Annotated in this window: 10 protein-coding genes; all 10 read left to right on the top strand. The window is 44.1% G+C overall.

Annotated elements, in window-relative coordinates; translation table 11 throughout:
• Window positions 1-138 precede the first annotated feature (138 nt).
• The 10 genes from BM210_RS13140 (at window position 139) to BM210_RS13095 (ending at window position 12,754) form a co-directional block, all read left to right on the top strand.
• Entirely contained in the window at window positions 139-2,253 is a 2,115-nt protein-coding gene (locus BM210_RS13140) for a stalk domain-containing protein (protein ID WP_091168744.1), read from the top strand.
• Between the two features lie 218 nt (window positions 2,254-2,471).
• Window positions 2,472-5,000 (top strand): EAL domain-containing protein, encoded by a 2,529-nt coding sequence (locus BM210_RS13135; protein ID WP_091168742.1) that lies wholly within the window; start codon window positions 2,472-2,474, stop codon window positions 4,998-5,000.
• Window positions 5,001-5,081: 81 nt separating this feature from the next.
• On the top strand, window positions 5,082-5,426 hold the full coding sequence (locus BM210_RS13130) for a histidine triad nucleotide-binding protein (RefSeq protein ID WP_091168740.1): 345 nt from the start codon (window positions 5,082-5,084) through the stop codon (window positions 5,424-5,426).
• Between the two features lie 106 nt (window positions 5,427-5,532).
• Window positions 5,533-5,706: a 30S ribosomal protein S21 gene (gene rpsU / locus BM210_RS13125; RefSeq protein ID WP_076230116.1), complete on the top strand. Its 174-nt coding sequence runs from the start codon at window positions 5,533-5,535 to the stop codon at window positions 5,704-5,706.
• Window positions 5,707-5,718: 12 nt separating this feature from the next.
• Window positions 5,719-6,162 carry a GatB/YqeY domain-containing protein gene (locus tag BM210_RS13120; protein WP_076230117.1) on the top strand — a complete coding sequence of 148 codons (444 nt, stop codon included), beginning with the start codon at window positions 5,719-5,721 and terminating at the stop codon, window positions 6,160-6,162.
• Between the two features lie 210 nt (window positions 6,163-6,372).
• Window positions 6,373-7,725: an LLM class flavin-dependent oxidoreductase gene (locus BM210_RS13115; protein ID WP_091168737.1), complete on the top strand. Its 1,353-nt coding sequence runs from the start codon at window positions 6,373-6,375 to the stop codon at window positions 7,723-7,725.
• 223 nt (window positions 7,726-7,948) lie between these two features.
• Window positions 7,949-8,227 carry a sporulation protein YqfC gene (gene yqfC / locus BM210_RS13110; RefSeq protein WP_091168735.1) on the top strand — a complete coding sequence of 93 codons (279 nt, stop codon included), beginning with the start codon at window positions 7,949-7,951 and terminating at the stop codon, window positions 8,225-8,227.
• Between the two features lie 15 nt (window positions 8,228-8,242).
• Window positions 8,243-9,421 carry a sporulation protein YqfD gene (yqfD, locus tag BM210_RS13105; protein ID WP_091168732.1) on the top strand — a complete coding sequence of 393 codons (1,179 nt, stop codon included), beginning with the start codon at window positions 8,243-8,245 and terminating at the stop codon, window positions 9,419-9,421.
• A gap of 68 nt (window positions 9,422-9,489) precedes the next feature.
• Window positions 9,490-10,455, top strand: coding sequence for a PhoH family protein (locus tag BM210_RS13100; protein WP_091168730.1), 966 nt, complete (start codon window positions 9,490-9,492; stop codon window positions 10,453-10,455).
• Between the two features lie 52 nt (window positions 10,456-10,507).
• On the top strand, window positions 10,508-12,754 hold the full coding sequence (locus BM210_RS13095) for an HD family phosphohydrolase (protein WP_091168727.1): 2,247 nt from the start codon (window positions 10,508-10,510) through the stop codon (window positions 12,752-12,754).
• The last annotated feature ends 4 nt before the right edge of the window (window positions 12,755-12,758 follow it).

The raw sequence follows: 12,758 nt of genomic DNA, 5'->3' as shown, positions 1-12,758 counted from the left end.
ACCGATTAGTCACGGATGTATCTTCACCGAACAGGCTTCGATCAGAAGCTTTTCTTACAAACATTGCCCATATCTACTGTATAATGGGTACAGATCATATATATAACCACCTTTTTCAGAAGGTAGGGGGAGACTAGGATGGAACCATTTCGCAAGTATACATCACATTTCAAAAGAGGAATTGCAGTATGCGTGGCAGCATCTATGCTGTTATCAGGAGCTACTATTGTCAAAGCGGATCCCATTTGGGATCGATGGCAGGCTGCAGAAAAGGCTAATAAGAACGGACATCCGGAGCTTGCTGTTCCACATTGGAAGTTTCTCGTTGATCATTATGCATCCATTGGTGATTGGCAGGGGGCAGCGTTATTTTCTGGGTGGCTCGATGAGTATTACGACAAGATTCAGGACTATGAGAATGCCATTTATTATTATGAGCTGGAAAATATGTATTGGCTGAAAGACGGCAAGGATTGGGGTGCCGTCGATTTGCAGCGCGCCGAGCAGATTCGGACGATTACCGATGTGTATATGTCTACGACTGATGTTGAGATCCTCAAGAAGCAGGGAGCTCCCTCAAGTGGCAAGCTGGCTAAATTCGAGCCTGAGTATGGGATGTATATTGGGATGTATTCCGAACAGGACCCTGCGATGCACAATAATTTTATCAAATCGGAATCCGTTTTCGGCAGCAAGCATGCTCATTATTTAGCCTATACCCCATACGATGCACCATTTCCCAAGCAGTATGCGGTTAATGCCAAGCAGGCTGGAGCAGGTTTGCAGATTGCGTGGGAACCGAGCAATGGTTTGGATTCCGTACAGGATAATGCACATTTAAGAGAGTGGGCTCGCGCGGCAAAAGCAACCGGAATCCCCATCTTTTTACGCTATGCGAGTGAAATGAATGGCAACTGGGTAGTCTGGCATGGCGATCCGCAACAATATATAGAGAAATTTCGACTAGTGCATGATGTAATGGCAGAGGAAGCTCCGAATGTGGCTATGGTCTGGAGTCCTGGGGATGTACCTGCTTATTCAATGGATGTGTACTATCCAGGGGACGATTATGTGGACTGGGTGGGAGTCAATATGTATACGGAGCCTTATGAGAATGGGGACCCGGCGACGGCTAATATGCAAGCAACCAGTCCGATTGAACGTCTGGATTATTTGTACAAAACGTATTCAGACCGTAAGCCGCTCATGATCAGCGAAACGGCTGTATCGCATTTTGCCCACATACCGCAGGAATCGTTTACAGATTATGGGCTGCTCAATTTACATCGTTTATATCAAATCATGCCGCTTAAATACCCGCGTCTAAAATCGATCAACTACTTTAATGTGGATCTGAAGGATCGCGAATCACGCAATAATTACCTGCTTGGCGACAATGAAGCAATGAAAAAGTTGTACAGCAGCATGATCGCCGCACCCTTTTATTTGAAAAAGATTGAACAGGGTTCAAAACCTGCAGATCATGTTGGTCATGTGAAGCTGAATGATAAGCATAATACGTTTCAAGGTAAAACCCACATCACCCCATGGGTGAAAATACCGGATTTGTATATCAATCAAATCGATTATTTAATAAATGGCAAATTGATTGAGTCTCAGAAAAATCCACCTTTTGGTATCGAGCTGAACGCAGATCAGGCACCCGAAGGATCGATCCTGCAAATGATTGTTTACAATCGTGCTGGCAACCAGGTGGCTAGCAAGTCGTACCCATTATCCGCCGATATCTCTGTAACCATTGATGGCAAGCTGCAAAAGTACGAACAAACACCTGTTATTCGGGATGGCAATACGCTTGCCCCGTTGAGGGCCATATTTGAGGCAATGGGAGCCACCGTGGATTGGGACCCAAGTACACAGACCGCTACAGGTCGTAAGGGCGGGACTTCCGTTTCTCTACGTGTGGGTGAGCGAAAAGTGACCAAAAACGGCCAGATAATAGAACTGGAGGTTCCTGCGCAGCTCATAAACGGGTATACGATGGCGCCAGCCCGTTTTATCGGAGAGGCTTTTGGTGGTGTATTGGACTGGGACAGCAAGGGTCGTAATGTTGTGATCAAAACCTCAGCCAAAACTTCCTTGTTGAACGATTCACAATCTCTAGTTTCAACGGCATCGATGCTGCAGGACGAGCATGATCAACGACCTGTCCTTGTTAAATCGAACTTGCCTGACAAGCTGGTTGCTGCGTTATTGCTCACATGGAAAAACGTCATCATGGCTGTTTCTTGAAATACGAACAATAAATCAATTTGAAGAGGTTTTATCCGTTATTTCGGGATATATAAATCGAAATCGAAAATATGTTCCCGAAATAACCATAAAACCTTGAAGATTCAATGAAACGTCAGTTGAATATTTATGGAATAAGGTGTATATTTTTAGCAGAAAATAAATGTTTTTGTATATTGATTTGTTCATAGCAGCAGATATAGCAACGGAGGACTTTAATGGAAAATTGGTTGCTTCCGGCCACCGCATTAATGAATCGTTTGAATTATATGCAAAAGTTTTTTTTGATTGGATTGCTTTTAGTACTGCCATGCGGACTATTTATTACCCTGCTGATTGGAAATATCAACAAGGAGATTGAAACTTTAAGCACTGAAAGACAAGGCCTCGAATATATAGCCAAAATCAGTCAATTTATTGAAAATGTACAGCAGCATAGAGGGATGAATAATGCCTATTTGCATGGTGAATATTCTTTTGAGCAGCAGTTAATAAGCAAACGTCTGGTCATTGAAAAAGATATTCCGCAACTTAGAGAAGCTAATCAGCGTTATCGTGATACTCTGCAACCGGAGACTCGATTTGATCAAATTGTGGATAACTGGGAGCTCATTAAAAATGTTACTACAGTCAGTGATGCCAACTTAAGCTTTGCTTTACATAGTGAAATCATTTCTCAATCTATAGCGTTAATTGATCATGTTAGCAACACTTCAGGTCTGAAAATAGATCGACATAAAGAAAGCTATTATTTGTTCGATGGGCTGATTGGCAAGCTGCTTGCGATGCTTGAACATTTGGGGCAAACGCGAGGTATAGCTTCCGGTATTGCCGCTGATAAGCAGCTTGGAATGGATCTAAAAACACAGCTGACCGTTCTGAGGGGGCTGATACGTTCAGCACTTGACATTGTAAAAGGAAGCTTAACTATGATCTATGAAGAAGCTCCTTGGTTACAACCTTCAATAAAGCAGCAAATGGATGCGATTGAGCAGGGAATTAATCAATTTATTTACTGGTTGGATACTGAAATTATGACTGTTAGTACTGTGGAGATACCATCGCCGACCATATATGAAATGGGCACTTCCTCGATACATATGGGTTTTGAGCTTCAACATACCAGTATGTCGATCATAGACCATATCTTACAGGAACGTATAGAAAAATGGGCTCGGCAAAGAATGATGATTTTGGCTATTTTAACATTTGCTTGCTTGGTTGTTGCTTATTTGTTTCTAGGACTTTACCGATCCGTCATTCACTCCGTGCATGCTTTGAACCATGCTTCTTCCAGACTGGCAGAGGGAGATCTGACAGCCAGAGTGACGCTAAATTCACAGGATGAATTACTTTCCGTGGGAAAGGCGTATAACCATATGGCAGAAGCTTTTGAGAGCATTTGGAGCGAAAGAAAAGCTCACGAGGAACAACTGAAGTTTCGTGCTTATCATGATCAGCTTACAGGCTTGCCCAATAGGGTTAATTTTCAGGAGCAACTACAATCACACATTGGGGAAGCTGGTCGGTCAAACCAGATGCTTGCTATTTTATTCATTGATTTGGACCGGTTTAAAATTGTAAACGATACATTGGGTCATAAAGCAGGTGATCTTTTACTTCAAACCGTAGCAAACCGCTTATCGGACGAGCATTTCGTAAACTGTCAGGTTTTCCGAATGGGTGGCGATGAATTTACAGCTATTATTCCAGTCATTGAATCCAAAGAAGAAGCGATATCGATCGCAGAGCGTATGCTCACGATATTAGATCAGCCTATTATTCTGGATTCTTACGAGATGAAAGCTTCTGCCAGTATTGGCATTAGTGTATATCCATCTGACGGACAAACCTTGCAGGAGCTTTTGGTCAATGCAGATATGTCAATGTATGTTGCCAAAAAGCAAGGAAGCAACGGTTACCAGTTGTATCACCCGCTGTTAAAAGAACAAGCGCAGCGAAAGCAAGCTATGGAATTGGAATTGCGCATGGCTCTGGAAAGAGACGAGTTTTCGCTATATTACCAGCCGCGTATTCAATTGCTAAATGGACACTTTACTACTGTTGAGGCATTGATCCGTTGGAACCATCCGGAATTGGGACTTGTGGCTCCTTCGATTTTTATTCCCTTGGCAGAGGAAACAGGTTTAATTAAACCCATTGGAGAATGGGTGCTTCGAACAGCGTGTAGACAAAGTAACCTGTGGTGTACAGAGGGAATATCGGATGTAAAAATGGCCGTAAACATATCCGGTATTCAATTTCAAAGCGAGCATTTTATTCAAGATATCGCTGATATTTTGGCTGAGTCCGATTTTGATCCGAATAAGCTTGAATTTGAGCTGACAGAAAGCGTTGTCATGGTTAATGTACCACAGGCAATTTCCAAAATGAAGCAGCTCAGGGATCAAGGTATCCGAATTTCAATCGATGATTTTGGAACCGGGTTTTCTTCACTAAGTTATTTAAAATATTTCCCGGTTGATATTTTGAAAATAGACCGTTCCTTTGTAAAAGATATCCCGTTCGCGCCCAAAGATACAGCCATTACCAAAACCATTATTGGGCTTGCCCGGAGACTTGGTTTGGAGGTCGTTGCTGAAGGAGTCGAAACGGAGGAACAGATGGCATTTTTGCGAAGCAGGAATTGTAACGAAGCTCAAGGTTATTTATTGAGTAAACCATTACCAGCTTTTGAAATGACAGCGCTTCTTAAAAATCATCAGCTTCTTATCCAAATGCCATAAAGCACGAACTGGATTTTCAGACCTGTATTCGGTATTATAGAAAAGTATTTCTGATCGTTAGTACAAAGGAGGTTTCCATTTGTGAGTTGTATATTTTGCAAAATCGTAGAAGGATCGATTCCTTCCACCAAAGTGTATGAGAACGAGCACGTATTGGCATTTCGCGACATTCAGCCTGCGGCACCCGTACATATTTTAATTATTCCCAAAAAACACATTGCTACCATGAATGATGTAGAGGCGGATGACCGCGGATTGATCGGGGATTTACATATCGCTGCCCAGGAGATTGCGAAACAGGAAGGCGTCTATGACAGCGGCTACAGGTTGATTAACAACTGTGGAGCGGACTCCGGACAAGTGGTTTTTCACATTCATTATCACCTTTTGGCTGGTGAAAAACTGGGTGCGCTCAACGCAAAATAAATTTTTCCTCTTCTAGGTTGACCTATGTTTGTGTATGCAATATAATTGTAGTTGATAAACTGCTTTTTTTTGTCTTGGACGGTCTGTTCGGAGGGAGGGAAAACTGGTGTCAGAAACTCGAGTTCGCAAAAATGAAACTATAGATGCTGCACTTCGTCGCTTTAAGCGCACCATCGCAAAAGATGGCGTGTTAGCGGAGGTAAAGAAACGCAAGCATTATGAAAAACCAAGCGTTAAGCGTAAGTTAAAGTCTGAGGCTGCTCGTAAGAGAAAGTTCTAGGGGGCTTAAACGATGAGCTTAAGCGAAAAACTCAATGAAGATATGAAGCTTGCGATGAAGAGCCAGGCCAAGTTTAAACTCTCCGTAATCCGTATGGTTCGTGCCTCTATCAAGAATATCGAGATAGATCAACGTAAACCCTTAGATGACCAAGAAGTACTTGAAGTTCTAAGTCGCGAGATAAAACAACGTAGGGATTCCCTCCAAGAGTTCGAAAAAGCCGGTCGTGATGACCTGGCAGAAACTGTTAAGGCTGAAATTGAAATTCTGATCGAGTACTTACCGCAGCAGCTTACTGAAGAAGAAGTGAAATCCATTGTACAGCAGACCATCCAAGAAGTGGGTGCCTCTTCTAAAGCGGATATGGGAAAAGTCATGGGTGCATTGATGCCAAAGGTGAAGGGACGTGCTGATGGCAAAATTGTCAATCAAGCCGTTCAACAGCTATTATCATAGCAGCAAAAAAACACTCCTTTTAGGAGTGTTTTTTGTTTGGATTCAGGTGGATACTTCAAATTATTGACAGTTAATAAAATCAATGATATATTTTAATCATAGTAAACACATGTGGATTATTGTGTATTAGAAACCGGACAACCGGAGATCGGCCTGAATGGCTGCTCTTCGGTTTTTTGTGTTTTATATTAAAGAAAATGAGGTGTTATGATGAGTAAAGCAGAAAGAAAATTGCATTTTAACGTATTTATTAATGGATCAGGCCACCATTCAGCCTCCTGGCGTCATACTTCGACAAACCCGAAGCAGGATATGGATATCCAACACTACGCAAATTTGGCGCAAACTGCGGAAAAAGGATTATTTGATGCTGTGTTCGTAGCAGATGGCTACTCAGGAGCATCCCGAAGGCTGGAGCCTTTCACTATGATGTCCGCCCTAGCTGCTTTGACCAAGCATATCGGATTTATTGCAACAGTCGGAACCACGTACAATGAGCCTTTCCATGTAGCTAGAAAATTCGCATCGTTAGATCATATTAGCGGCGGGAGGGCAGCTTGGAATATTGTCACAGGCGCTCAATCTGCCGCATTTAATTTTAGCAGGGAAGCGCATCCGGAGGTAGCATTACGCTATGAGATTGGCGATGAATTCGTTGAGGTCGTTAAGCGTTTGTGGGACAGCTGGGATGATGATGCTTTGCTCTATGATAAATCGTCATCTGAACAATTGGATTCCAGCAAAGTTCAAGAAATTAACTTTAACGGTGCTTATTATTCGGTGAAGGGGCCGCTTAACATTCCACGTCCTCTTCAGGGCTATCCTGTGCTGGTTCAGGCGGGCTCTTCGGATCGAGGTAAGGAACTGGCGGCCAAGACAGCAGAAGTGATTTTTACGGCACAGCAAACGCTTGGTGCGGCACAGGAATTTTACTCCGATGTGAAGTCGCGGCTTGCTAAACACGGCCGTACTCCAGAGCAATTGCTCATTATGCCAGGACTGAGCCCGATCGTTGCAGATACGGAAGCGGAAGCCCGTGATCTCGAGGATGAGTTATTCTCATTGATAAATTTACCAAATGCGCTTAAGCAAATGTCTCAACATTTTAATGTGGATTTAGCGGAATTCCCGCTTGACGGTCCCGTGCCTGTTCAAAATATTAGACCATCGGAGGAGTTTACTTTGGGCATTACCAGTCGGCATGATGTGATCATGGACGCGGCGCGTAGAGATTCTCGAATGACGATTCGGCAGCTGCTGAGTCGCAGTGCTGGTGGACATGGGCATGTGACCTTTTCAGGCTCTACACTCCAGGTCGCTGATTTCATTGAAGGATGGTTTAAGAACGGGGGAGCCGATGGCTTTAACATACTTCCGCAAATTTTCCCAAGTGGTCTGGATGCGTTCGTCAATAAGGTAGTACCGGAATTGCAAAATCGCGGCTTGTTCCGGACCGCTTACGAGGGAACCACATTAAGACAAAATCTCGGTTTAAATCGCCCTGCCAATAGAAGGTTTCATGATCTGCAGCTACCCAACATCCAGAGGGAAGCAGCCCATTAAGCAAATAGCCGCTCCAGCAAATATCGTATAATAGCCAACAACATTTGAAACCTCTGATGCCGCTCAATAGTGGAGTTAGAGGTTCTTTTGCATGTTTTCATAAACAGCGTTTCATTCGCATATGTTGTAAACAGTATGTATTCGTTCAGGAAGTACAACGCAATAATTCGTGAGACTCTTAGGAAGTACACTATCCGTCTAAAAGCTCTCAAGGGGGATCGGTATGCGAAGTATTACTCGAGGTATTCATAAACTTACCTCCCAACTGCTGGACCTTCCTCAGGATGTCACATCGGACTTGCCCCGTATAACGATGATTGGCAATGTTCAGCTATATATTGAAAATCACCGTGGTGTACAGCATGTTTCAAGTGAACTGCTGAGGCTCGGCTTATCCAAAGGAAAGCTTGAGGTACATGGGAAGGAGCTAGTGATCCGGGTTATTTATCCTGAGGAAGTGTTCATTGAGGGAATTGTTCATGAACTCAAATATATTCCATAAAAGAGGTGCACCGATTTGAAATCATCCATTTTTTTATCGGTAAGAGGATACGTCCGAATAGAGGTTCGCGGACAGAACTTGGAAGCATTCATTAATCGATTGGTTGAGCAGCGTATAATGGCTTGGGATATTGGTTTTTATGAAGGTCATGCGAAGCTCTATTTGTCATTGAAAGATTTTTTCGGGCTTCGCCCGCTTTTAAAAGAGACAGGCTGTCGGGTTCATGTGCTTCAACGGTTTGGATTCCCTTTTTTGCTGCATAGGTTGGAAAAACGTAAGTTTTTTGCAATCGGCCTGATTGGTTTTATTATTGGGCTCTATTTGCTGTCTTCGTTGGTTTGGCAGGTTCGAGTTGAAGGTAATGAACTCATCAGTACGCAGGATATTTTACAGACAGCCAAGCAGGAAGGGATCTACAAGCTGCAGTGGAAGTTCCGGCTTAAGGATGCGGATGTTTTGTCCAAAAACCTGCAGGGAAAGCTGGAGGGAACGGCATGGGTGGGTGTTGAAATACAGGGCACGCAGGTGGTAATCAAGGTTGTGGAGGCAACTTTGCCTGATAAGCCGCAGCTGCTGAATCCTCGTCATCTGGTGGCTTCCAAGAGCGCTCTGGTGACATCGATTTTTGCTGAAAAGGGAAGACCGATTGCCAAGCCGAATACATATGTGAAAAAAGGAGATATCCTCATATCCGGTATTCTGGGCGATGAAACGCATCGGCAAACGGTAGTTGCGAGCGGTCAGGTTAGAGGAATAGTTTGGTATACACCGCAGGTCGAGGTTCCACTCCTTCGGCAGTATAAGACCTATACAGGTACGACACAAAACCGTTCTTATCTGATATTGGGTAGTCGAGCCTTGCAGCTTACGGGATATGGTGCCTTGAGCTTCGAGCACTTTGAGACAATACCGGAGCGAAAGACACTGCAATGGAGAGATTACGTTCTACCCATAGGCTGGCTGCGCGAACGAATTATGGAAATCCAGCACATCGAGCGTCCCTTGGATCTGCAGGAGGCTCGAGCACTCGGTATGGAGCAGGCCAAGCTTGAAATCATAGCCGCTGCTGGTGGCGACGCGAAGGTCGTAAATGAAAAAATTTTGCATGAAAAGACGGACAATGGTAAAGTTTATATGGAAGTGCATTTGGAAGTGGAAGAAATGATTGCCCAAGAACAAGCTATTATACCATAATGTATTCGCTTGAAGGTAAATGCTTACGATGCTAGTTTGCTACGCAAACTTTAAGGAGAAGAGGCCTGTTGACTGACCACTCACGTTTTATCAAAGTATCTTTAAAGAATACAACTGAGGGACTCGCTTTGTTTGGTCCGCAGGACAAGTTCTTGCAGTTGATCGAGCAGCAGACCCGAGCCAGCATTCAGTCACGAGGTGAAGAAATCGTCATTAGGGGTGGAGCCGGTGAAATGGATTCACTTCAGCAGCTATTTGACGTACTTCTGGAACTCGTTCGAAACAATTACATATTGACCGAGCGCGATGTAATGTATGCTATTGAGCTATCCAAGCAAATGAAAGCAGATCAGCTCCTCGATTTATTTAAAGGTGACATTGCAACTACACACAAGGGCAAGCCTATCCGGGTAAAAACCATTGGTCAAAAGCAATACGTGTCGACCATCAAACAAAAAGATATCGTCTTCGGCATCGGTCCCGCAGGTACGGGTAAAACGTATCTTGCTGTCGTTATCGCGGTTACAGCTCTTAAGGAAGGTAAAGTGAAACGGATCGTGCTGACAAGACCTGCGGTCGAAGCTGGAGAAAGTCTGGGTTTTTTGCCGGGTGATCTGCAGGAAAAGGTTGACCCCTACCTTCGCCCATTGTATGATGCACTTAACGATGTTCTCGGGCCTGAGCAGGTGTTGAAATCGCTTGAAAGAGGCTTGATTGAAATTGCTCCGCTCGCTTATATGCGTGGACGGACGCTGGATGAATCGTTTATTATTTTGGATGAGGCGCAGAACACGACACCTGAGCAAATGAAGATGTTCTTGACGCGTCTGGGTTTTGGCTCGAAAATGGTTATTACTGGAGATGTTACGCAGATAGATCTACCGCGCGGCAAATCATCGGGTCTTATCGAGGTACAGCGCATTTTGAAAGGAATCGAAGAAATCGGATTTATCGAATTCTCCGAGGCAGATGTTGTCAGACATGCATTGGTTCAAAAAATCATTATTGCCTACAACGAACATAACGACAAATAACCTGATACTGCTTTCCAATCAGGATGCGTATAGAAAGGGATGACCTTTCGCAATGAACCCTATTCAACGAAAACTTCAAAATCCGCTCGTTGGCTGGAAATATAGCGCCTTGGTGCGCTTTCTTCTGTTTGTATTGCTTACAGCCGTTTTGTATGCATCCCTGACGAGCAGGATGATCCCGCAAACCTATGATATTCGAGTCGGTACGACAGCAGAAAAGGATATTTTAGCGCCACGTGCCATTGAAAACGCTATTGCGACCGAAAAGGCCAAAGAGGATGCCGCACAGCACGTACAGCCTGTATACAGGATTGTGTCTTTGAAAAACGAGGCTTTGATTGAAGCGATGTTCGAGAAACTGCAGCAAATCAATGCAGACTCAGAGGTAACCATCGGGGATAAGGTAAATATATTCAAATCGGTGTTTCCCGTTCTTGCCCAGGATCACTTGGATAGACAGATACAGAACTTTACGATCAGCGGTCAATATAACGATGCTTTATTGCAAGAGATGCGCAAAAAAATCAGTGAGCAGCAGTATCGTATTCCTGAGGAAACCTTTTACAAAATGCCGCGTTTGCCTAAAGAAGATCTCACCTTGATGGAGCCGGTCGCCAAAGAGATCGTGACACGATTGATGAATGATCAGATCATGGATGCCCAGACCGTACGCGCCAAGGTTGCTGAACTCGTGAACAGCTCAACCCTTACGAAAAGTATGTCAAGGGAAATGGTACAGGAAATTGTACGAGCTGCAATAACGCCTAATAAATTTCTCGATCAAAAAGGCACTGAAACCGCTAAGGGCCATGCTAGAGACAATGTGAAGCCGGTCTTTGTCAATAAAAACGACGTGCTTGTAAGTAAAGGTGAACCGATAACAGCTGATATTTACCAGCGATTGAGCAGTCTTGACATGCTTCAGGACGAAGCCAGTTATTGGCCGCGAGTGGGCTTGGTCATTATGGTACTGCTATTAGCATTAGCCGTTTATATGTTTGTCAGACAAAGCTCGCTCGCCATCAGTGCCAATAATGTGCAGCTACTAATGCTGCTGCTGATCATAGTTATTAATCTGATGGGTATGAAGCTTTTTACTCTTGTGCAAAATTTGGATTATCCCTATATTGGTCTTCTGGCTCCAACCGCAATGGGTGCCATGCTAATTGTCATCTTATTGGATGAAAAGCTTGCGTTTATGGGTTCCATGCTGTTTGCAATTATGGCAAGCATGATCTTTAACATGGATCACCTGCAGCTGTTTGATTTTCGATATGGTCTGATTACGATTGCGACCTCATTTGCGGCAATCTTCTCTATCCAGCGGGCAGGACAGCGTTCAGCCATTCTCAAAGCAGGGGTTATCGTAGCTTTGATGGGAATGCTGCTTATGGGTTCTCTGATGATGATCGAAGATCATGAGAGTAAGAGGAATATGCTGTTTGCGTTATCGTTTATTGTGGGCAGCGGATTGCTTACAGCTGTATTCGTCATTGGACTTTTACCCTTTTTCGAGACCGCTTTTGGTATCTTATCACCCTTGAAGCTTGTGGAATTGTCTAATCCGAATCACCCACTGCTGCGAAAGCTGCTGACGGAAACGCCTGGAACGTATCATCACAGTATTATGGTTGGCAATCTGGCAGAAACTGCTGCGGAAGCGATTGGCGCAGATGGACTGCTGTGCAGAGTGGGCGCTTACTACCATGATATCGGGAAAACGAAGCGGCCTGCTTACTTTATCGAAAATCAGACGAATATTGAAAACCCGCATGATAAAATGGATCCTGAGCTTAGTAAGTCAATCATTGTAGCGCACGCCAGAGATGGCGTCGAAATGCTGAAGGAATACCACATTCCAAAGCAGATTCGCGATATAGCCGAACAGCATCATGGAACGACACTGCTGCAATTCTTTTACCACAAAGCAAAGAAAATCGCAGAAGCATCCGGTGATACAACTCCAGTGGAGGAGCAGGACTACCGTTATGATGGCCCACTCGCACAATCCAAGGAAGTGGCCATTGTCGGGATCGCCGATTGTGTGGAAGCGGCAGTCCGATCGTTACGCAGTCCTAACATGGAACAGATAGACTCCATGGTACGCAAAATTATTAAAGGCAGGCTTGATGACGGGCAATTCAATGACTGTGATCTGACAACCAAGGAATTGGATCAAATAGCAAGAACCTTAAATGAAACCTTATTAGGCATTTTTCATTCAAGAATTGAATATCCAACGAACCTTCCTACATCGAACCAGCCGCCAAATTTACAAAATCAAGAAAAAAGGAGCTGAACCC

Source organism: Paenibacillus sp. 1_12, assembly GCF_900114475.1.
Classification (GTDB): Bacteria; Bacillota; Bacilli; order Paenibacillales; family NBRC-103111; genus Paenibacillus_S.
This window is presented reverse-complemented; position numbering and strand designations above follow the sequence as displayed.